The organism is Parvimonas sp. oral taxon 393 str. F0440 (genome assembly GCA_000223315.2).
Classification (GTDB): domain Bacteria; phylum Bacillota; class Clostridia; order Tissierellales; family Peptoniphilaceae; genus Parvimonas.
Genome location: AFUS01000004.1, coordinates 181,940 through 205,298, shown reverse-complemented (window position 1 = coordinate 205,298; position 23,359 = coordinate 181,940). Strand labels below are relative to the sequence as shown.

Annotated in this window: 19 protein-coding genes and 2 pseudogenes; all 21 read right to left on the bottom strand. The window is 28.9% G+C overall.

What is annotated here, in order from left to right; all coding sequences use genetic code 11:
* Position 1: 1 nt before the first annotated feature.
* On the bottom strand, positions 2-712 hold the full coding sequence (locus HMPREF9127_RS01820) for a metal ABC transporter ATP-binding protein (protein ID WP_009447751.1): 711 nt from the start codon (positions 710-712) through the stop codon (positions 2-4).
* 68 nt (positions 713-780) lie between these two features.
* Positions 781-1,713, bottom strand: a complete 933-nt coding sequence (locus HMPREF9127_RS01815; RefSeq protein WP_009448011.1) for a metal ABC transporter solute-binding protein, Zn/Mn family — start codon at positions 1,711-1,713, stop codon at positions 781-783.
* A gap of 227 nt (positions 1,714-1,940) precedes the next feature.
* The gene (locus HMPREF9127_RS01810) at positions 1,941-2,495 is read right to left on the bottom strand and encodes a YehR family lipoprotein (protein ID WP_009447843.1); all 555 of its coding nucleotides are present in this window, start codon (positions 2,493-2,495) and stop codon (positions 1,941-1,943) included.
* Between the two features lie 201 nt (positions 2,496-2,696).
* Complete coding sequence (locus HMPREF9127_RS01805; protein ID WP_009448349.1) at positions 2,697-3,185, bottom strand: YehR family lipoprotein; 489 nt, start codon at positions 3,183-3,185, stop codon at positions 2,697-2,699.
* Positions 3,186-3,217: 32 nt separating this feature from the next.
* Positions 3,218-3,694, bottom strand: a complete 477-nt coding sequence (locus HMPREF9127_RS01800; protein WP_009448202.1) for a YehR family lipoprotein — start codon at positions 3,692-3,694, stop codon at positions 3,218-3,220.
* Positions 3,695-3,992: 298 nt separating this feature from the next.
* On the bottom strand, positions 3,993-4,541 hold the full coding sequence (locus HMPREF9127_RS01795; RefSeq protein WP_009448147.1) for a LemA family protein: 549 nt from the start codon (positions 4,539-4,541) through the stop codon (positions 3,993-3,995).
* A 53-nt stretch (positions 4,542-4,594) separates the two neighbouring features.
* Positions 4,595-6,313, bottom strand: a complete 1,719-nt coding sequence (locus HMPREF9127_RS01790) for a DUF2207 family protein (protein ID WP_009448097.1) — start codon at positions 6,311-6,313, stop codon at positions 4,595-4,597.
* 101 nt (positions 6,314-6,414) lie between these two features.
* Positions 6,415-8,121, bottom strand: coding sequence for a DUF2207 family protein (locus HMPREF9127_RS01785; RefSeq protein ID WP_009448222.1), 1,707 nt, complete (start codon positions 8,119-8,121; stop codon positions 6,415-6,417).
* 13 nt (positions 8,122-8,134) lie between these two features.
* Positions 8,135-9,583 (bottom strand): glutamate--tRNA ligase, encoded by a 1,449-nt coding sequence (gltX, locus tag HMPREF9127_RS01780; RefSeq protein ID WP_009447713.1) that lies wholly within the window; start codon positions 9,581-9,583, stop codon positions 8,135-8,137.
* A gap of 293 nt (positions 9,584-9,876) precedes the next feature.
* Positions 9,877-10,236 carry a DUF6176 family protein gene (locus tag HMPREF9127_RS01775; protein WP_009447778.1) on the bottom strand — a complete coding sequence of 120 codons (360 nt, stop codon included), beginning with the start codon at positions 10,234-10,236 and terminating at the stop codon, positions 9,877-9,879.
* A gap of 28 nt (positions 10,237-10,264) precedes the next feature.
* Positions 10,265-11,005: an alpha/beta fold hydrolase gene (locus HMPREF9127_RS01770; protein ID WP_009447824.1), complete on the bottom strand. Its 741-nt coding sequence runs from the start codon at positions 11,003-11,005 to the stop codon at positions 10,265-10,267.
* Positions 11,006-11,169: 164 nt separating this feature from the next.
* The gene (locus tag HMPREF9127_RS01765; protein WP_009448416.1) at positions 11,170-12,018 is read right to left on the bottom strand and encodes a MerR family transcriptional regulator; all 849 of its coding nucleotides are present in this window, start codon (positions 12,016-12,018) and stop codon (positions 11,170-11,172) included.
* A gap of 87 nt (positions 12,019-12,105) precedes the next feature.
* The gene (locus HMPREF9127_RS07660; RefSeq protein WP_009447933.1) at positions 12,106-13,905 is read right to left on the bottom strand and encodes a DNA cytosine methyltransferase; all 1,800 of its coding nucleotides are present in this window, start codon (positions 13,903-13,905) and stop codon (positions 12,106-12,108) included.
* A 518-nt stretch (positions 13,906-14,423) separates the two neighbouring features.
* Positions 14,424-14,780, bottom strand: coding sequence for a hypothetical protein (locus HMPREF9127_RS01750; protein WP_009448232.1), 357 nt, complete (start codon positions 14,778-14,780; stop codon positions 14,424-14,426).
* A 225-nt stretch (positions 14,781-15,005) separates the two neighbouring features.
* Positions 15,006-17,831, bottom strand: a complete 2,826-nt coding sequence (locus tag HMPREF9127_RS01745; RefSeq protein ID WP_009448024.1) for a type I restriction endonuclease subunit R — start codon at positions 17,829-17,831, stop codon at positions 15,006-15,008.
* Complete coding sequence (locus HMPREF9127_RS01740) at positions 17,832-18,653, bottom strand: ADP-ribosylglycohydrolase family protein (protein WP_009447996.1); 822 nt, start codon at positions 18,651-18,653, stop codon at positions 17,832-17,834. It lies immediately after the preceding gene.
* Between the two features lie 16 nt (positions 18,654-18,669).
* Positions 18,670-19,236, bottom strand: a pseudogene (locus HMPREF9127_RS09715) (restriction endonuclease subunit S); the annotation flags it as partial.
* Positions 19,237-19,323: 87 nt separating this feature from the next.
* Positions 19,324-20,535, bottom strand: a pseudogene (locus tag HMPREF9127_RS09710) (restriction endonuclease subunit S); the annotation flags it as partial.
* Positions 20,528-22,108: a type I restriction-modification system subunit M gene (locus HMPREF9127_RS01725; protein ID WP_009447776.1), complete on the bottom strand. Its 1,581-nt coding sequence runs from the start codon at positions 22,106-22,108 to the stop codon at positions 20,528-20,530. The pseudogene HMPREF9127_RS09710 and the gene HMPREF9127_RS01725, both read right to left, overlap by 8 nt.
* 62 nt (positions 22,109-22,170) lie before the next feature.
* Entirely contained in the window at positions 22,171-22,644 is a 474-nt protein-coding gene (locus HMPREF9127_RS01720; protein ID WP_009448112.1) for a GNAT family N-acetyltransferase, read from the bottom strand.
* 88 nt (positions 22,645-22,732) lie between these two features.
* A complete protein-coding gene (locus tag HMPREF9127_RS01715; RefSeq protein WP_009448188.1) occupies positions 22,733-23,332 on the bottom strand; it encodes a hypothetical protein in 600 nt (199 codons plus the stop codon).
* Between the last annotated feature and the right edge of the window lie 27 nt (positions 23,333-23,359).

Sequence of the window (23,359 nt, the reverse complement as noted above, 5' to 3'; positions counted from 1 at the left end):
TCTACACCCTATAAGTCTTATTAATATTTTCTTCAGTAAAAACATCCTTAACCGAACCTGAAGCGATAACCAATTTATTTAAAAGTACCACATCATCAAAATATTCCTCAACAGTTCTTAAATCGTGATGAACAACTATGATTGTCTTTCCGTTATCCCTTAGATCCTTTAAAATTTTCATAATTTCTTTTTCAGTTTTAGCATCAACCCCTTTTAGAGGCTCATCTAAAAAATATATTTCGCTATCTTGAACTAATGCTCTCGCCAAGAAAACTCTCTGCTGTTGTCCCCCGGAAAGGTCGCTTATCTGTCTGTCAACAAAATCTTCCATTCCAAGTTTTTTTAAAGCCTCCAAAGATAATTCCTTTTCCTTTTTACCTGCTCTCTTTATCCAACCAAGCTTTCCATAAGTTCCCATCATAACAACATCCAAAACATCTGTCGGAAAATCCCAATCTACAGATTCGCTCTGTGGAACATAAGAAATATCTTTTCTAAATTCCTTATATGGCTTTTCGAAAAATGAAATTTTTCCGGATGAAGTTGGAATTAAATTTAACATTGCCTTTAGCAAAGTGGATTTACCCGCACCATTCGGTCCCATAATTGCAGTAAGTTTTCCTTTTTTAAAATCCAAGTCAGCATCCCAAACTACAGGTTTCAAATAATAGGCAATAGTTAAATCTTCAACTTTTACAGCTATCTCATCCATTTTATTCCTCCATAAAATAAAAATCTCCATAATATAAGTATATATATTTAGGAGATTTTTTTCAAGTATTATTTTAAAGCGTCAACTATTGTATCAATATTGTATTTAAACATTGAGATATAAGTATTTTCTTTTGTATTATCATCTCCCAATGAGTCAGAATATAACTCTCCACCTATTTTTACATTATGTCCTTTAGCTTTACAAGATTCAACTAAAGATTCAATAGTTTTCTTAGGAACTGAAGATTCAACGAAAACTGCTTTAATTTTAGTTTCAACTAAAAAGTCTGAAAGTTTCTTTATATCAGCAGCACTTGCTTCTGATTCCGTACTAATTCCTTGAATAGCTTCTACTCTAAAGCCAAATTCTTTTGCAAAATAGTTAAAAGCATCATGTGCAGTAACCAAAACTCTTTGATTTTCAGGTAATTCTGATACTTTTTTCTTTATATATTCTGAAAGTTCATCAAGTTCTTTTTCATATTTAGCAAGATTTTTATCAATTTCTTCAGCTTTTGAGCTGTCTGCTTTCTTTAAACCCTCTGCAACATTTTTAGCAGCAATTTTCCAATTCTTAACACTAAACCAGATATGCGGATCGTTTGGACCTGCTCCTTCTTCATCCCAAGGAAGTAAACTATCTGATGGAATATTTTTTGATGCAGTTATAACATTTTTATTTTGTTTTTCTAGACCTTGTAAAATTTCTCCCATTTGTCCTTCCAAATGTAATCCGTTTACAACTACGACATCAGCTTTTTCAAGTTTCTCAACATCTCCCGCTGTTGGCTTATATAAATGAGGGTCAACTCCCGCTTTCATCATTCCTTCTACTTCAAAATTGTCTCCACCTATTTGCTTTACCAAATCTGTAAGCATTGTACTTGTAGCAATAACTTTTTTCTTTGTAGTGTTTTGCTCAGTTCTCTTTTCCCCATCTTTATTTTTATTATCATCTTTTTTGGTACAAGCTCCTAAAACCCCTACAGAAAGTACCAATGCAAGTAATAAAATAATTTTTTTCTCATATTTCCCTCCTAAAATCTTTTATAAAGAGTTTATTATCTCTTACCCATATATATTACCACATTTTTAAAATAATATCAATTATTATTATCTTTTTTTAAAAAAATTTTTTATTATAGAACAACAAGTTTCCGGGTACCCACACGTTACGAAGAATTATGGAATGTTGGGTTCTTATTGCGAAACAAACTTATTTTTTACTATTTATTACATACCTCATATCCTTTTTTGAAATAAAAAAAGCACAGACAAAACTTTTTCGTTGTCTGTGCACTGAAGTAGTATAAAACTGCTTTTTTATAATTATTTTTTTGTTCTGTATAACCTAATTTAATTAATCCTTCTTCAGTCTTTTTCATACTAACTTTTACTTTAGCAGGATCTTGGAAATTTGGTCCAAGAATTTTCTTTGCTTTTTCAAAATCAATATCTGTATAGTCGATTTCTAAATCTTCAATGAATTTATCATCTTGATAGTCAATAGATTGTTTTATACCTTTAATTCCTTGATAATTTTTAGCAACCGGATCTAATAACTTTTGTGCAGCTTCTTTACTATTTGCTTTTGGTAATTGAGCGTAAACACCAACATTTTGAGTATTTTGTTTTAAAACTTTATCATCCTTTTCAATATAAGTATAGGTAATTGTAGTTTTTATACCATTTTTATCAAGTACAAAAGTTTTTGTAGTAGTTTCCTCTTTACCTGAACATGCTGTAGCTAATACTACAACAAAAAGCATAGCAATTGACAATAAAATATTTTTTATTTTTTCATAATCTTCCTCCGTTAATAAATATATATAAGTAATTTTATCATATTAAAAAGTTTTATTCAAATTATCTAAAATCTAATTATGCTATAAAAAAATTATTTAAACAGCATAGATTATACCGTTTAAACAATTACAAAGGTCAATGATTTATCATTGACCTTTGCTATTTTTAAAATAATATTATTTTTCTTTAAATCCGGCTTCTAAAAGAGATTTTTCCACTTCTTTAAAACTTTTAATCTTCTTCAAGCCTTCTTCAAGATTTCCTGAAGATTTTTCAGAAACTTTTCCACCAAAAGAACCCGCTAATGCCTTTAGTTTTTCAGGATCTATTTTATTTAAGTCAATACTAACTTTTATAGTAGCATCACTATCACCATAATCAACGTCAAACTTAACGCCTTCAACACTTCCTATTACACCAGTTAACATAGAAAACATTAATTTTGCTTGTTCTTTATTTTCTATTTCTAATGATTTATAAGACATTTTAGCATCAATATTCATTGAATTTACAGTATCATCTTTGTATTTTACTTTTACTGTCATTTCACTTCCATTTTCTGACTTGTAGAAAGATTTACTTTTTTCTCCACCACTACAAGCTACCAATAATACAATTGAAAAAACTAAGATAAAACTTGTAAATATTCTTTTAAAATTTTTCATAGCCTACCTCCTTATAATCATAACAATAAATATTATTTTTGTTCTTTAAATCCTTGTGAGATTACCATTTCAGCACTTTTTTCCATACTAACCTTAGTTTTTGTAGGATCTCCTGAGAAAGACATTCCCGGAAGATTTTTTGCTTTTTCATAGTCAAAATCTGTATAATCTACTTCAACTTCTTCAACAAATTTATCATCTGTAATTTCAAGGGTTTCTTTTAATCCTTTAATTCCTTGATATTGTTTAGAAAAAGTTTGTAATTGTTGTTTAATCTTTTCAATATCTTGACCTTGAAATGATGAAAATGCACCTTCAGTTTTACTAGTTTGTTTAACAACTTTGTCTTCTTTTTCGATATAATGATAAACTACAGTTGTCTTAACTCCATTTGTTTCTCTAACAAAAGTTCTTGTAACAGTAGTAGCTTCTTTACTAGAACAAGCAGTTGCTAATACTATAACAAATAACATTGCTAAAGATAAACCAATCTTTTTTAATTTTTTCATAAAGTACCTCCGTATAAATATTTATAACTTATTTTACCATATTAAAAAATTTTTATCAAACATTTTTTAACACTTTTTTATAAAAAACGTGTAATTTAAGAGCTTTACTATTTTGATTTTTATTATCTTTAGTAATGTTTTAATTTTTAAGTAATTTAACTCATTTTGTAGTTTGTAAGTTAATTTACTAAAGTTGATATTTGTTTTAAAAGCACCCAAAAGGGTGCTTTTTATTGTGAAACAACAAGGTTCCCAGAAATCCCCCGATGCAAAGCATCGTGGATGGGTAAAGTTCTTTTTACTCCCAACTTGGAGGAGCTACTTTTTCTTCAGTATTTTTAAAATATTCATATTCAGTGAATCCTAACATTCTAGAAATTAATACTACAGGGAATACTAACATAGTTCTATTAAATCTAGTAACTGTATCATTGTAAATCATTCTAGAATTTTTTACATCCTGTTCATAAGAATCAATCTTATCCATTGTACTTAGATACAATGTATTTGCCTTCAAGTCAGGATATGCTTCAACAACAACTGCAAGTCTAGAAAGTGCTTGAGTAAACATAGTATCATCTGCTTCAATATCTTTTACAGTACTAGCACTATTTACTCCGCCTCTTGCTTGTATTACTTTTTCCAATGTTTCAGCTTCATGTGCTGAATACTTCTTAGTTGCTTCAATCAAAGATTTTAAAGCATCCCATCTTGATTCAACATTTGCAGCTATTTGTCCCATAGCATTCTTTACCATTTCTCTAAGTCTTATTAATCTATTATAGCTTGACATTAGCCATAATCCTAAAACGACTACCAATGCGAGAATTACATATAATGCTGTCATAATCTTTCTCCTTTCCAAATGTATATATTTTATTATATTATACTAATACCCAATTATCGAGTTCCTCCACCGGAACCGCCACCGAAGGAGCCACCGCCACCTCCGATACTTGTGAATCCTCCGCCACCGCCGGAAGATTTTTGAACACTTTTAGAATAAGCATCTAAGAAATTATTAGAGAATACATGAGAGTAAAGCATAGCTGTATGCAATGAATTCACATCTACATCATACTTTTCTAAAAATTCCGGAGATAATTTTTTTAGTTGTTTTTCAACTTCATCAGCAACATCAAAAAGTGTCGCATAAATCAATAAATCTTTCCAAACTTTTATCTCTGAAACTTCTCTTTCGCTTAATAATGAAAAATCTTTTAAATAATTATAATATTTTATAAGATGTTCAGTAAATTTCTTACCTTTTTCATTATATTTATATGTCCACTTTCCTTTCTCATTCATCTCGAGCAAATCATATTTTCTAGCATAACTTAGAGAATCTTGTTTCATAGACTCCTGTAAAGATTTAAAAGAATTTTGATTATTTTCCTTTTTTAAATAAGCAGTAAATTCATTTTCCTGTAGAATTTCATCATCTCTAGCTGCTTTTACAACCATAGTATATAACTTTCTCTCTACTGTTGTTTCAAAATCATAATCTATTTTATTATTGATTTTTAAAGATAAAACTTCTTTTTTAAAAATAAAGCCCTTTTCCTCAGTCATAGGTATCAATACTTTTCCTTGAATCCATTTTAGAAAATATGCTCTAATTATTGACTCTGCTCCATCAAATCCTGCACATTTTAAAATGTGAGATAATTGCCACCATTCTTTTTCAGGGATATCTCTATAATATTCTCCTTTGAAATCTCCCTTTTTATATCCACCTTTAAGTTTCTTACTAGAAGTGACTGCAGTAGCAGTTCCGAATATCCCTATAAGCAAAAATACTATAGCCTTTACAGCAATTCCATAAAGTTTTTGTTTATTTTTATTACTACTACTCTTTTTAATATAACTTGAGCCTTTAAATGCCATATCTTGATAATATGAAAAGTCTTTATTTATAATTTCACCTGAAGTAAATTCACCTTTATTTAACTGAACTAAAACTGTTACATAGTTGGAACTTGAAAGACCGGTTAAGCTATTAAAAACTATACTTCCATCTATAAATTCTATTTTTCCCTTATTACCAAAAGCCCAAATTTTAGAATTTGTATTGTCAAACTTTCCTTCTTCTTTTGAAATTGTAACTTTAACTTCTTTTGGTGCGGCACTTAAATTGTCATTTACAAATTTCCAAAATATCATATCAGAGTCATTTAAAAGTTTTATAAAATTTGTTACTTTATATCTTAATACAAAAGTTTTTCTCTGATATTCTCCAAATCCAAAACAGAGTTCATAGCCGCTTGAAGTTTTTAAAACTCCTGATTTTCCCGCTTTTTGTTCCCTGCTCAACTTTGTATTCCAATATTCCAAACTTTCATAAGGAATTTCTTCTCCATCTTTAATCTCTGAAACTCTAAAATTCTCAATTTTACTAGTTCCTAAATTCCCAATAGGAATATAGTATTCAGTTCCCTTTGAGGCTTGAAAATCCATAATACTTTCAATATCTGCACTTCCATCCTTGTTAATTCTAACTTTTATTTCATTTTTATAAAAAGTATCTGCAAAAGAATTATTGGACTGAATAACAAAAAGTCCGAGCAGTATAAAAGAAAATATAAAAAATCTTTTAAAAAAATTCTTAAAAATTTTCATAAGCCCCCTATACCAACCTTCTTATTATATTATTTGCAAAACTTGTATTACTAAATAGCTCTACAAGTTTTGCAAATTTTTAATTTTTTATTATGCCGGAACTATCTAGTTCCACCACCATCTCCTCCACCGAATGAATCATCTCCACCGCCGGTACTTGTAAAGCCTCCACCACCGTCTGAAGCTTTTTCAACACTACTATCATATGCATCTGCAAAATCAGTAGAGAATACATCAGAATAAATAACTGCTGCATGCAATGTATCTAAATCAACACCGGCATTTCTCAACAATTCAGGAGAAAGTTGTTTTAATTGTTTTTCAACAACATCCGCAACATCATAAAGTGTAGCATAAATTAACAAATATTTCCAAACTTTTATCTCTGAAATTTCTCTTTCACTTAATAATGAAAAATCATTCAAATAGTTATAATATTTTACTAATTTCCCTGAAAATTCTGTACCCTTTTCATTATAAGACTGACTATATTTTCCTTTATCACTCTTTTCAAAAAGGTCATTTTGTCTTGCATACTCAAAAGATAATTCTTCCAAATCATCTTCCAGTGATTCATATTCTTCTTGATGATCTGTATCTTCTAAATACTTTGAAAATTCATTTTGTTGTAAAATTCCGTCAACTCCGGCTGCTTCTTCAAACATAGCGAATAATTTTCTCTCTACTTTTGATTCGAAATTATTAGCAAAACCTCTATTTATTTTTAGAGCCAACACATCTTTTTTAAAGATAAGTCCCTTTTCTTCAGTTACAGGAATCAATATCTTTTCTTGTATCCATTTCAAGAAAAATGCTCTAATAATTGAGTCTTGACCATCAAATCCGGCGTTATCCAACAAATAGGATAATTTCCACCATTCTTTTTCCGGAATATCTCTATAATATTCTCCCTTTAAGTCTCCCATTCCATATCCTCTGTTCTTTTTCTTGCCAAATACTTTAAAAAGAACTATAAGAGCAACAACTATCCCTATTATAATGTAGAAAAACTTATTACTACTTTTTTCATTTGAATTTTCAGATTTTTTCTTATAATCGGAGCCTTTAAATGCCAAATCTTGATAGTATGAAAAGTCTTTATCTATAGTTTCTCCTGCAGTGAAATCTCCTTTATTTAGTTTAACTAAAACTGTTACATAATTAGAACTTGTAAGTCCTGTCAAACTTTCAAAAACTATTTTTCCATCTAAGAATTCTATCTTACCTTTGTTTCCGAAAGCCCAAATCTTAGAATTAGTATCATCAAACTTACCATCTTCTTTAAAAATAGTAAGTTTAACTTCTCCTGGAGCAGCACTTAGTCCTTTATTTACAAATTGCCAATAAATCATATCAGAGTCTTTTAAAAGTTTTATAAAATCAGTTACTCTATATCTTAAAATAAAAGTTTTTCTCTGATATTCTCCAAAACCAAAGCAGAGTTCATAACCTTTTTCAGTTTTTACAATTCCTGACTTTTTAGCTTTTTCTTCTCTACTTAACTTAGTGTCCCAAGACTCTACACTCTCATAAAGAACTTCTTGTCCATCAACAAATTCGGAAACTTTGAAATTAACTATATCACTTTTCCCAAGATTATTTAAAGGAATATAATACTCAGTTCCCTTTGTTGGTTGAAAGTCCATAATACTTTCAATGTCAGCACTTCCGTCTTTGTTAATTCTAACATTAATTGCATTTTTGTAAAAAGTATCTGCAAAAGAATCGTTGAAAGGTATTACTATCAAACCTAGCAGTACTAAAGAAAATACAAAGATTCTTTTTGCCCAATTTCCAAGATTTTTCATAAGCCTCCGCCTCCTATTTCAATCTTCTTAGAATTTCTCCTTTACCTAAAATTTCTAAAATGTTTGAAAGTTCAGGGCCGTGAACTTGACCTGTAAGCAATGCTCTAACAGGCATATATAAGTCTTTTCCTTTATAACCTGAAGCCTTTTGGATTTTTTTCATAAATCCTTTAGCAGTTTCTTCATCCATTTCATCAATTTGAGATAATTCTTCTTCCATCTTTTCCTTTAAAATTTCTATATGTTCAACATTTCTCATTTCTAAAGCATCCGGTTCAACATCAACATCTTCAAATAAAAATCTTGATTGTTCAACAATTTCAGGAAGTCTTGAAATAGATTCTTGGAAAGTTTTTGTAATCAGCTCAAGTCTATTTTCACAAATATCTTCTTTGATAAAACCTGCTTCAACTAAATAAGGTTTAACAAGTTTTGCAAGTTCAGAAATTTCCATTTTTCTTATATATTGAGCATTAACCCAATCCAATTTATCTACATCAAAAACTCCTCCTGATTTAGAAACTCTTTCAAAAGAGAATTGTTTAACCATTTCATCTAAAGATAAAATTTCTTCATTACTTTCAGGACTCCAACCTACAAGAGCAAGATAATTTATAAGAGCTTCCGGTAAATATCCTTTTAATCTGAAATCTTCAACAGATGCATCGTCATTTCTCTTGGATAATTTCTTACCACTCTTGTTCAAAACTGTTGGTAAATGAACAAAAGTAGGTTTTTCAAAACCTAGAGCCTCATAAAGATAAATATGTTTAGGAGTAGATGAAATCCATTCGTCCCCTCTTACAATATGAGTAATTCCCATTAAATGATCATCAACTACTACCGCGAAATGATAAGTCGGAAAACCGTCAGCCTTAATCAAAACTTGGTCATCCATATCATTTGTATTTATTGTGATTTTGCCTTTGATAACATCCTCAAAAACAATATCTCTATTTTCAGGTAACTTCAATCTGATAACATAACTTTCGCCGTTTGCAATTCTCTTTTTAGCGTCTTCAATACTAACGCCTCTACAAAGTCCGTCATATCTTGGAATTTTTCCGTCAGCCTTTTGTTGATTTTTTACATCATCAAGTCTTTCTTTGCTACAGAAACAATAATAAGCATAGCCTTTTTCAATAAGTTCCTCTGCATATTTATTGTAAATTCCCTTTTCAACTCTGTCGGATTGAATATATGGACCACAATCTCCCTTTTCTGTAATATTGCCATTTTCATCAAGACAAACACCTTCATCCGCCTCAACTCCCGCCCACTTAAGTTCGTGAATTAAATTTTCGATAGCCCCTTCAACATATCTTGTTCTATCTGTATCTTCTATTCTAAGCAAAAATTTTCCTCCTTTTTGCTTAGCATATAAATAATTATAAAGCGCAGTTCTAAGTCCTCCTATATGTAAATATCCTGTTGGACTTGGTGCAAAACGTAATCTAACCATTCCTCTTTTTTCCCTCCTAAAAAATATCATATATTTATAATAATTATATATCAATTACATTATTTTGTAAAGGTTTTTAACAAAAAAACTAGCTCAAATGCATACATAAAAACCATAAATCTATAACGATTACATTTTATACTTGCAATTCGTTAAAATATTAATTCTATTTATATATAATACATTATTAACATAATAAAAATACATCTTTACTTTACTCTTTTTAAAAACAAATAGGCACAATTTTACATATTGCAAATAAAATATTCCATCTAATCTTATTAAATTTTAATTTATTTAACATTTGAAACATCCCCCATCAAATTAGCTATATGATGAGGAATCATGGAAACTTGCATTGACATTTCAACATGATAATTTTTATCTACACATTCATCCCAATACTCAAGATGCTTTTTATCTATCCATGAATCAGACTCCTCCACTCTTCTTCCATTTTCTCCCTGAATTGAATACCAATAAAGATACTCTTCATCTTCACATTTTTCTCGAAAAATAGTTTCTACATACATTTTCTCTCCGTCCAAAGTAAGTAATACTTCCTCCATATTTTCATTTAAAAAATTCATCCACTTATCTACTACTTCCGACTTCCCTTTTCTGACACGAAATCGTGATAATTCTATATTCATACTTTCCCCCAAAAAATAGTACTTTTTTTTATATTTGACTTTCTAAAAATTTACAATATTCTAAATTATCTTCTGTAATTTTATCACAATGCCCATAACCTTCCCATACTTTTAATTTAACATAAGGTAGTTTTTTGGGTATCACCTTCTTCGCTTCTTTATAATCAAACTCTTTAGAACCATAACAAAAAATCAGCTTTTCTTGCTCATCCTTAGATAAATCTGGAATTTTTACAAAAGAACAGTCGTGAATTATATTCACAATACTTTCATCATCCATCCTTATAAAAGACTCTGCCATTATTTTACCAAATTCCGCTCCATATAGAGTAGTCATTTTTTTTACAGCAAAATTCTTATCTTTAAGAGCTTTCTTATGTTTTCTCAAAAAAATTTTCTTAAAAAGAAAATCTAAAAAATAGGCTTTTTGCCACAAACTAGCTCCTTCAAAAACACATTTATCTACAATTATATCCTTGCTATTTAATAAATTTAACAATACTACTCCACCTAAAGAGGCTCCAAAAGCTAAATTTATCTTATCTATTCCGTTTTCAATTAAATAATTCTTTATTTTATTAGCTTCCATTTCCGCTGACTTATATACTTCTCTTGACTTTCCATGTGCTGATAAGTCCGGAATTATATATCTATAATCCCCTAATATATTGTCAGCAATTAAAAATTTCATTCCCTCAGCAGAAGATAACATAGGATGAATAAGTAATATTACCTTTTTGCCACCCTTATTAATATCAACAAAATTCATTTTTTGCTCCTTAATTTCCGTATTATCAATAATCTTTTTAATTTAACTCTATTATATCACTTGTTACAGTTCTAATCTATAAAAAATTTAAAAGAGAGTGATTTTTCACTCTCTCAAATATTTTTTTACTTATTTTTAAAGTATATATAGTTTATATTTTTGGACTACCCTTTAAGATTAAGAAATTGCTCATTTGCCTTTAACAACTTTTCGTAATAGTCATTATAACTCTTACTAAATTTTCTAATTAGTGGAATTGCTATCTCATAATACTTATTATCTTTCATATATTCTTTGAACTTATCTTGAATCTGTTTCATCATACTATTTTTATATTCTTCACTATTCTTATAAAATTCATATTGTGAAATAGCATCTTTGTTATTTTTAAGCCACTCTTCTGCATTTTCAATTGCTTCAATTTTAGATTTATTGACTTCTTTTAAGCTCTGAATATCAAATGCAGAACTTATCTTCTCAATATAACTCTGCTCATCTTTAGTTAATTCAAAATTAGGAAGTTTATCTAGATATTCAACATATTTTTTAAAATACTCTTCCTCATCTTTTTCTAAAGGTTCATTTAAAAAAGGTTGATAAGCTGAAAAAATCATTTGTCCAAAATATCCGGGGAATATTCTTTCTAACCTCTCATAAATAGACTCTTCAGACTCAATCAATTCTAATTTTCTGTTAATAACTTCTTGATTTTCTCCTTTTATGATAAGTTCAAGAACTTCTTTCTTTCTCTCATCAATATCTAACTGATGTTGTATTCTTCTTAAAACTGAATACAATATATCTCCATCAGAAGACAAGCAACTTTCTATCTCTAAAATACTCATACCTATTTTTCTAAATAATGATATTTTTATTAAAACATCTAAATCTTCATCACTATAATCCCTATAACCATTCACTACTTTTTTAGGATTGATAAGCCCTTTTTCCTCATAATATTCAATTGCTTTTCTAATTAAACCGGTTTTCTTTTGAACTTCATTTCTTAACATAATTTCTACCTCCTTTAATTAAAGGATATCACTGTCCCCAGGGGACATGTCAAGTGGTTAATAAAAAATTAACAGCAAACTAAAATTCTACACTAAATCAATTCTATTTTTTGCAATATTGAAATATTCCTCAGAAATTTCAATTCCTATAAATTTTCTATTTTCCATCAAAGCAGCAACTCCTGTTGTTCCGCTTCCACAGAACATATCCAAAATCACATCATCTTCATTAGTATGAATTCTAATCAATTTTCTCATTAACTCTAAGCTCTTTTGAGTAGGATGTGGAGTTCTTTCAGTACCACTAACTGTCGAAGTCATAAAGCTAGATCTTAAATAAGGAACATCTTTTGGCTTGTTAAAAATCCATTTTGCTTTTTTCTTTACTGCCCAAATCGCAAACTCTGTATCTTGAACATATCTTCGATTTATATTTCTTGGCATAGGATTTGATTTTTTCCACTCTATAAAATCTTTAACATCAAAACCGTTTTGTTCTAAAGCTTCAATTATAAAACTAATATATCTATAAGAACAAAATATAATAATCGAACCATTATCCTTTACCAATTTAGAATATTTAGAAATCCAACTTGTTAAATCAAAATTCTTATCCCATATACCAAAGTCAATACCTTTTCGCTTAGAAGTCTTCATTGTTGAAAAGTTATTTTCCTTAGAAATGGAATAAGGAGGATCAGTTATAATATGGTCAACCTTAATATTATTTTGAACTAAATAATTATAAACATAATCTGCATTCCCATTAAAAATTGTATATCTATCCGTTTCAATCTTTTTATCAAAAAAATTAACTTGTCGTATTATTGATTTTCCAATAGCCTTCGCAAAAAACGGAGGTACTGCATTCCCGATTTGTTTACAAACTTCAGTTTTACTGCCACAAAAATAATAAGAATCCGGAAAACTTTGCAATCTTGCGGCTTCTCTTGGAGTAATCGCCCTATTTAGATAAGGATGTGAATTTTTTCCATTTGATGGTGTATCAAATCTTGTATCAATAGCAGGACTTGGCTTATCCCATTCTAATCTTGACCATGTTGTCTTGAATTTTTGATTTCCATGTAGTTCTATGGGCAAACTGCTTTTGTCCCCTTCCGGTGGAATCATAGACAATTTTTTCAAAGAATTTTTAGAATGATTTGTAGCAATATGATTATATAAAATACCTTCCGGATTTCTTAATGTTTTTTGATAATCTGATTCTGCAAAATTTTTATAAACAGCTAAATTATTACCTTCACCGGATTCAAGAAAAGCTAAATCAGAAATAGCTTCCCTTACAGATATTTTTTTATATTCTTCTCTAATAAGATTTTCAAAATCAAAAGAAAAATCTTTACAACCTATAATTACCGCTCTTTCCCTATTTTGTGGGACACCAAAATCAGAAGCATCTAAAATGCAATATTCTACATTGTATCCCATTAGTTGAAAAGTTTTCACTATTTCATCAATAAAAAAGCCATTTGTAGCAGAAATTATATTCTTTACATTCTCTATTAGAAATATCTCCGGATTCAATCTTCTCACCATATAAATAAAATCTAAAAGCAAAGCATTTTTATTATCGGAAAGTGCCAAGCCTTTCCCGGTACTAGCAAAACTTTTACAAGGCGGTTCCCCAACTATCATATTAACTTTAAGTTCAATACATTTTTTCTCAATTTTGCTCTTTACTTTTTCACTAGTTATATCTCCTAAAATACATTCAGCATTAATATTATTATGCTTAAAAGTATCCAATGCAAACTTGTTAATATCATTTGCTACCACAGTAGCAAAACCTTGAACTTGATTTAAACCACAAGAAAGTCCCCCCGCTCCCGAGAATAAATCTAAAATTCTATACCTTATATCCTTCATATAAATCACACTCTCTAAAACAATTTGAGGGAATAAATTTTTTTCCCTCAATGAATTATATCATCTTTTATATCTCATTTCAATAATTTTTTACAAAGTAAATAAAAAATCATACAGAGAAAAATTAAAAATTTTTACCGAAATATAATAACTTTGCATCGTATAGTCAATTGTTATTTCACTAAAAAAAGAGTTCATACTGAACTCCTTTATATAATTATTATTATAAAAGCTCATTAAGATTCCTGCCGTCAATGCAACGAATCCAACTATTCTCAAACTCATTATAAGAAAAATCATTAAAATTAGACCTTATTTCTTCTAGACTTAGTGGCAAAAATGCAGATAAATGTGATTCACTTATTCCATTATTTTTTTATCATTAATCTTAACTTTCCCTACAAATCTATCTATATTGTGGTTTATATAATCTACTACTTCATTTACACTCAACAGAAGCAAACCGTCTGGTTTTGGTAATTTTCCTTCACTTGTGCATATTATTTTACCATTGTAAATTAGATAAACAACATAATCTGCATATCCATCAAAAAATACTTCCCTACTTTAGAAATTCTAATTTTATGGATAAACTCAAGCCTAGATAAAAAATCATTTTGATTTAACTCCCAATTATCACCATAATGTCCAGCAGAAATTACATCAATCCTTATATCTCCATAATTGCCAAAATTTTGACTAAATTGAACATCAACTTTCTTACCATTTACTATTAAATCTACAGCTTTAATGTCCTTTAAATTATTTCTCTTTGAATCAAAATGCATACTATTAAAAATAAAATTAACACAGTTTTCAGTTAATTCTTGCAGAACACCATAATAATTTTTACTATTAGCACTATTATTGTACATTTTCTCCTCCTGTAAGATAAAGTTTTGGATTAAATTCCAACAAAAACTTCGACAACTTTTCTTATTTTTTCTAAGACTATTTCTTTTTTCTTTTCTCTTACTCCACCTCTTCTGGATAGTGGTGGAATTATACCGTCTAATTCATCTCCAGCATATTCAACATATCCTTTAGATATGGATTTTCTATAAATCTGTTGGCTTTTTCATTTAGATTTTCTTCAGCAATTAGTTGATTAATTTTAACTTCCTTTTCCTTTTTGCAAAATCATAAAAAGTTTCAATAATATCGTCAGTATTTTTCAACTCTGATAATCTTGTTTTGCTAATGAATTCCATAACTAAATCTTCTTTTGCTCTTGTTCCAAGACTTGATCTGATTACTCTACGAACTTCTGCTTTTAAACTTTCGATATCGTCATTTTCTCTTGCCTTTTCAAGAATCAAAGCTAAAATATAATCTAGATTAATTTCGTCAGTCTTTAGCAAATCAATTTGAAATTCAACATCTGAAAAGTCAATTTGTGCTTCTTCAGCTTCTTTGCTTCTTCTTTCGTTCAAAATACTCTCTCTGATATCGACATATACACTTTTCATATCTTGCATTAGTCTTTCAGAAATAATTTTTTCAAAACTTTCAAACTCATCAAAATTTCTAAGAATATTCTCAGCCTTTAACAACTCTCCAAAAAGCTGTACAAATTCTTTTTTATCAGCTTCAAGTACAATTTCAGTTGGGTCAGGAAATTTAGCAATTATTTCTTCACATATATCCTTATAACCTTTAAATTTCTTTCCTGTTTCTTCATCTGTAAAGCCGTTGATGTATTCATCATAACTCTTTTCTAAAATTACATTGACACTATTTTCATCTCCAAAAGTTTTAATCGCATCTTCTGTAGCTCTTTCCAAATTTCTAAAACATACTATATTTCCAAAAGTTTTTACTTTATTTAAGATACGATTAGTTCTTGAAAATGCTTGAATAAGTCCATGATATCTTAAATTTTTATCTACAAATAAAGTATTTAATGTAGGTGCATCAAAACCTGTTAAAAACATTCCAACTACAATAAGCAAATCAACTTCCTTAATTTTAACTCTGTTAGATAAATCAGAATAATAATTTTGGAATTCCTTTCCTTCAGTTGAAAAATTGGTTTTAAAAAGTTTATTATAGTCATTTATTGCCTTATTCAAGAACTCTTTAGCTGTAGAATCCATAGCCGACGGTTCAAAATTTTCATCCTCTATTTCACCGATTGCAGATGGTTCTTCATTGGCAGAAAAACTATAGATTGTAGCAACTTTTAATCTCTTTTCTTCCGGCAAAGACTCTTGTTGTTTTTGAAATTCTTCATAATACAATTTTGCAGCCTCTACACTCTGAACAGCAAACATCGCATTGAATCCATTTAATCTTCTATGTTTTAAATCATAAAACTCATTTCTATGTGTCTTAGTATCAAAAACTTTTAAAATATATTTAGTAATTTCAGTTATACGGTCAGGATGCATTAACATTTTTTTCTCTAATTTCTTTAGTTTTTCCTCATCCGTTTCCATTTCAATTTCCTTGAATTTAGGAGTAATATTATTATAATCTACTTTAAATTTTAAAACTTTTCCATCTCTAATCGCATCTGTAATTACATAACAATGAAGTTGAGCACCAAATGTTCCTGAAGTTGTATCTCCTTTAAGAGAATTTTCAGCAAAAATAGGTGTTCCAGTAAATCCGAATTGATAATATTTTTTAAATGATTTTCTGATATTTTTTTGCGCATCTCCAAACTGTGAACGATGACATTCATCAAAGATAAGAACACATTGTTTATCATAAATTGGATGATTAGGATTTTTCTTTACAAATTCATTTAACTTTTGAATTGTAGTAACTACAATTCTATTGTCATCCTTTTCAATGGATTTTTTAAGTTCCTTAGTGTCCTTGCTTCCATTTACACTATCTTCTTGAAATCTTTTATATTCTTTCATAGTTTGATAGTCCAAATCTTTTCTATCAACTACAAAAAATACTTTATCAATAAAATCAAGATTAGTCGCAAGTCTTGCAGTCTTAAAAGAAGTTAGAGTTTTACCGGAACCTGTAGTATGCCAAATAAAACCACCAGCTTCTGCAGTTCCTGCTTTTTTACTCTCATAGCTTGACTTTATTTTCCATAAAATTCTTTCGGTAGCTGCTATCTGATAAGGTCTCATAATAAGCAAAGTGTTACTCGCATCAAAAACACAATATTTTGTAAGCACTTCAAGAATAACTCTTTTTTCAAAAAATGTTTTAGTAAAATCTTCTAAATCACGAATAACCTTATTTTTAGCATCTGCCCATTCACAAGTAAATTCATAATTATTTTTATTTTTTGCAGTTGTATTTGCAAAATATCTCGTATAAGTTCCGTTGGAGATTACAAAAATTTGCACAAATTTATAAAGAGAATGATCTAAATTAAAACTCTCTTTACTATATCTGTGAATTTGATTAAATGCCTCATGTAAATTTACTCCTCTTTTCTTTAACTCTATATGAACTAAAGGCAAGCCATTTACTAAAATAGTTACATCATAACGATTTTGATTTTTTTCTCCGGAAGTAACTTGATTTACAACTTGTAAAAAATTATTGTGAATATTATTTTTGTCAATAATCTTTATATTTTTTAAATGTCCATCATCAAAAGTAAAATCGTAAATATAGTCCTCTTGTATTTTTCTTGTCTTTTCAATCATTCCATCCTTTGGGCAATCTAAATACTCAGTTAAAAATCTTTCCCATTCAGATTTTGAAAAAGATACATTATTTAATCTTTCAATTTGAACTTTTAAATTACCATACAGTTCTTCACTTGTTGTAAATTTTACTCTTTCATATCCTTGAGAAACTAAATTAGCTATCAACTCTCTTTCAAGTTCAGCTTCACTTTGATATGAGCCTCCGCCAACCCTATTATTTTTGTCATAATGTGCTAAGATAATTCCTCCTGTCATCTCAGCAATAGTTGACACACTGTATTTACTCATTTCCTCTGACATCTAAATACTCCCTCCATAAGTTTTAGAAACAAATTCTAAAAATTCTTCCAATTTCTTCACTACTTCTTTATCCAATTTTTCAATCCATCTTTTAGGAATACTTTCATATCCAAATTTTGATCCTGCAATACTTCCTGCAATCCCTGCAATTGTATCTGCATCTCCGCCGTGATTTACAGCACCAATGATACAATCTTCAAAATATTTCTTTTCACTCCAATAAATAGCATTATTGAAAGTATTGACAACATATCCACTGGGCTCTAAAAGAACTCTCTTTTTTAGACTTATTCTCTTCCCTAAAATATGAGCTTTTATAATTTCTGTATATTCCTTTAAAATATTTCTACAAATATCATTATTATGAGTAATATCCCCTTGAATAAAATTAAGTTCAACAGATTTTTCTGAATTTAATAGTGAGCAAGGTAGGGCTCTCATAAGACTTCCATTTCCCAAAGCAGTATTATCCTCTGCAATATAATTTCCGGACTCCTTATAAAAACCTATTGCTTTCCTACATTGATTTCCAATGTCTTTAGGATTTGTATCATACCAAGCCACAAAACTATCAGCTACATCTTTCTTAAAATTCTTAAAATCATTTTTCATAAGAACTTCCATAACACAAATCGACATCTGTGTATCATCTGTAACCTCTCCAGCCATTAAGTCGAGCCAACCTCCACCTACTATATCAGTTAGCTTTCCGTACTCACTTTTTATTTCAGTATCACTCATAAATTCAGTAGTCGCTCCCATTGCATCACCAATTGCAAAACCATATAGAGCACCCTTTAACCTGTTTTTAATATTATTCATATATCCTCACTTTAAATTATCTTTTAAAACTTAGTAATTTTTCTCTGTAATACTCATATTGCTTTTGTCTTAATTCAATTTCCTTTGGCAAGCCTTTAGAAATATTATTTACAATAGAATCAAATTTATCAAGAATAGAAACAATATGCTCTTGAACCTTGATTGATGGAATAAGAAATTGTAATTTTCCAATTTCTCCAAGATTTATTTTTATAGGAGTTGCATTATGCAAAATTCTTTTACTCAATTCTTTTTTTCCTTGACTACTTTCAATTAAATATTTTAAAAATTTACTCAACACAATATCATTACTTGGTCTAATCAATGTTAATGTTACATAATATGCTAAATTATCATCATTTTCAACAATAGCACAAGTTCCAATATCTCCTATCCTAGTCATAAAAACATCATTTTTTCTAGGCTTAACCTTAAATTTATTATATTCTTCTGCTGTTATATATTTATTAGTTCCATATATATTTTTTATATCTTGAACACTTACAAACGGGACTCCTGTATTAACATATTTTGGAGTTTGATGAGTTCCATCATACAATTCAGCAACATCTTCTAACCTTTTTAATTTAACATCAAAAACACTAACACCTACAATTTCTGCAACTTCTTTTAGTAATTCAAAATAACTATTAGAAATTAGATTGTGTGTGTGTGTGTGTGTGTGTGTGTGTTTAGCACAACTTACATCAAATGTCAAGAGTTTTTCACGATAATATTCATATTGTTTTTGTCTTTGTTCAATTTCTTGTGGCAACAAACCTTTTGTATCAGCCAACAAAGATTGAAATTCATCAAGAATTTCAACTACTTTGTTTTGAATTTCAATTGGTGGCAATATTATTTTAATATTTTTCAAATTGTAATTATATAACCTATTTATTGTTCCCCCTGTTGAAGGATTCCATTTAACTATCTGATAAAAATAATATAAATATTTGTTTAAAACTAATCTTTCATTATGTGAAAGCCAAACTATATTACTATCTTGAAAATAAGCATCTTCACCATCAAAAATTACTGTTTTTCCAATTGTTCCACTTGCTGAAAGTAAAATTTCTCCATTTTTTGGATAATTGTATTTTTCTCTATATTCACGAAATAAATCTTGAGAGATAAAAGAATCTGCCTCTTTCCCAAAAGTACCAATTTTATAAAATGGAACTTCTCCTTGTGATGATGTTTGCTCTTTTAAAATTCTTTTACACATTTGAATTTCACCAATCTCTCCAAGAGTTATGAATTTTAATTCATAATCTTTACTTACTAACCTATCAATTTTCGCAGAAATATTATTCAAATATCCTTCACTTAAAAGCATGTCTCTATAAAATTCATACTGTTTAGTTCTGGACTCTAATTCAGCTTGTAATTCAGTAACATAATTTGTGAATTTGTCAAGTGTTTTTACAATTTTTTCTTGTGTTTCTATTGATGGAATAGGGATTTTTATTCTTTCAACTACATTACTCATTAATTTCGGGTTTCCAGAACCTCCTTTTACATGTTTTTTTGCTTCAATTTGTAACCAATATACTATAAACTTAACCAATAATTTTTTATTATCTTTTGGCTCAATCAATCCACAAATATTTGTTACTGAGAACTTTCCATTTCTATAGAAAACCGTCCCAGCATATGCTCCATCTGTAGTCCATGATGCAAATTCTCCATCAAAATCATATGTGCTTATACTTCCTATTTCTCCATTATTTCTTGTTTGAGATGAATATACAGGAAATTCCCCTTTATGTTCCTCTAAATAGATTTTAGATATAACACGACCCCTCTTAATATTACAAACTTCTCCTAGTTTTTTCCATTCTACTTTTTCACCTTTTAGTAATTCATCTATTTTACTCATCTTCAAGCTCCTTTACAATTTCGTTTATTGAGCTTCTTAATTCGTCTATTTTCTTTACTGTTTCTTCAATTTCTTTGTTTAGAACTTTTATGTCAATTTTTTCTCTGGTATCTTCTTTTTCTACATAAGTAGAAACGGATAAGTTATAGTCATTTTCTTCTATTTCAGTTCTATCTACATATCTTGAAAAATATTCTTTGTCTGTTCTATTTCTAAATTCTTCAACTATTGCGCTTATATTTTTTTCTTCCAAGATATTATTATTTGTTTCTTTTTTAAATTCTTTACTTGCATCAATAAAAAGCACCTTGTTTTCAGTTTTGTTTTTCGCCATAACTAAGACACAAGTTGCTATTGATGTACCGAAAAATAGATTTTCAGGTAATTGTATTACACAGTCTATAAAGTTATTATCTATTAAATATTTACGTATTGTTCTTTCTGCTCCTTTTCTGTAGAAAATTCCCGGAAAGCATACTATTGCAGCTCTACCATTGCTTGAAAGATAGCTTAGTGAGTGCATAATAAAAGCATAGTCTGCATAAGATTTTGGTGCTAATTTTCCTGCAGGAGCAAAACGTACATCATTAATCAAAGTAGGGTCTGAATCACCTATCCATTTAATTGAATATGGCGGATTTGAAACAATAGCATCAAAAGGCTTTTCGTCATTATGTAGCGGATTAAGTAATGTATCTCCTCTTTTAATAGAAAAGTCATTGTAATTTACATTGTGAAGAAACATATTCATACGAGCTAGGTTAAAGTTGGTCATATTAATTTCTTGACCAAAAAAGCCCTCATCTATGATATGCTCATCAAATTGTTTTTTCATTTGCAAAAGTAAACTTCCACTTCCACATGTTGGGTCATACACTTTGTTTATCTTTTCTTTTCTGTCCATTACAATTCTTGCTAAAAGTTTTGATACAGTTTGTGGAGTAAAAAATTCACCACCGGATTTTCCGGCATTACTTGCATAGTTAGAAATTAGATATTCATAAGCATCACCAAAGGCGTCAATATGATTATCTTTAAAATTTTCAAAATTTATTTGAGCTATTCCTGTTAAGATATCTCTTAATCTCTTGTTTTTTTCTGCTACAGTTCCACCAAGTCTATTGCTTGTTGTGTCAATATCATCGAAAAGACCTTTGATGTCGTCCTCAGATTCAGAGCCAATAGCACTTTTTTCAATGTCAGAAAAGATATTAGCAAGTTCTGTATTTAAGTTTTCATTATCTTTTGCACTTGCTACTACATTTTCAAAAAGTTGACTAGGCAAAATAAAAAATCCTTTTTCTTCTATTGTTCCACTTTTAAAGTCTCTTTTTGCTTCATCATCTGAAATTTTTGCATACTTAAAATCAGGATCTCCTGCTAAATGTTCATTTTCATCAAAATAATCTCTTAAGTTTTCAGAAATAAATCTGTAAAACAAAATCCCCAATATATATTGTTTAAAATCCCAGCCATCTACGGCACCACGAACATCATCTGCAATAGCCCATATCTTTCTATGAAGCTCTGCTCTCTGTGCTGTCTCATTATTTTCTTTTGAAAAATTCGACATTTTCTCTCCCTCTCTTTATTTTTAATATTTTTATTTTGTCATTATATTTTTTACTACATTTTTTATAAAACCAATTCATAAATAAGCAAATCCTCGCTACTTATTAGCTTAAAATCGTTATTTGTTGCGATTTTTTGTGTTGCTAATTGTCTTTTATCACATTCGATAATGAGTGAATGGATATTTTTATTTTTTGCATAGTCAATTAGTGATTTTGCTATTTCGTCTGCTATGCCCTGTCCCCAATAGTTTGAATTTAAGATAAATCCAATTTCGTAACTGTCTTTATTGTATTTGTGAAAAATAATATGTCCAATTAATTTTTTGTTTTCTTTATATTCTAAAGCAAATACTCGTAGAGGATAAGACAGAGCATTTTTGTTAAAAAAGTCTTTTGTGTCTTCTAAAGTGAAAGGTGTTTCAATGTATTCCATCACTTTAGGGTTACTTAATATAAGATATAGATCATCTACATCTGATTGTTTAAATTGTCTTATCCTACACCTTTTTGTTTCTATATTTAAAATATGTTCCAAGATTATGACTCCTAATTATTTCTATTCAACATCTTTTAATGATTCTATCATTGGAACTTTGTAAATAAATTTTATCATATCATTTTCTCTATTTAGAGAAGTACTCTTTTCCAAGTTGCCAAAGATATTGGTCAATTTGCTTAAGACTATATTCATTTAAACCATAGAATTTTTGGAATTCTATAATTATGCCTTTGAATTTAACATAATCTTTCAAGTCTTCGTTTTTAAAATCGAAAAACTTATGACATTTTCTAAAATATCTAAGTATCCTATCGACATAACTATCATAAATTGGATAATCTTTTGAATTATGATGACTACAATATTTTGAAGCAAAAGAGTATAATTTTTTCATTTCACCTCCAAGGGTTACTGATTGAATATCACTAACCGCAGAAATATCACCTTTTTTAAGTCTAGAATCTATATCAGTAACGTCATCAAGTATATGCTTGGCAACCGGATAGATTGAAATAATACCTGTACTATAAAATTTATTAAGTGTTGTTACCTTTAATAGAATATCATTAATATCTGTATTCTTTGGGCATAGTTTCAAGAATAGTTTATTAAGTGCTTCCTCTTTATCACAATATTCCTTATTGTCATCCCATTTTTTTAGATATTTTTTAACCTCTTCAATTGATGGTTTAGGAATAATAATTTCCTCTTTGTATTTTGTCATTTTTTCTACCTCTCTTTTTTAAAATAT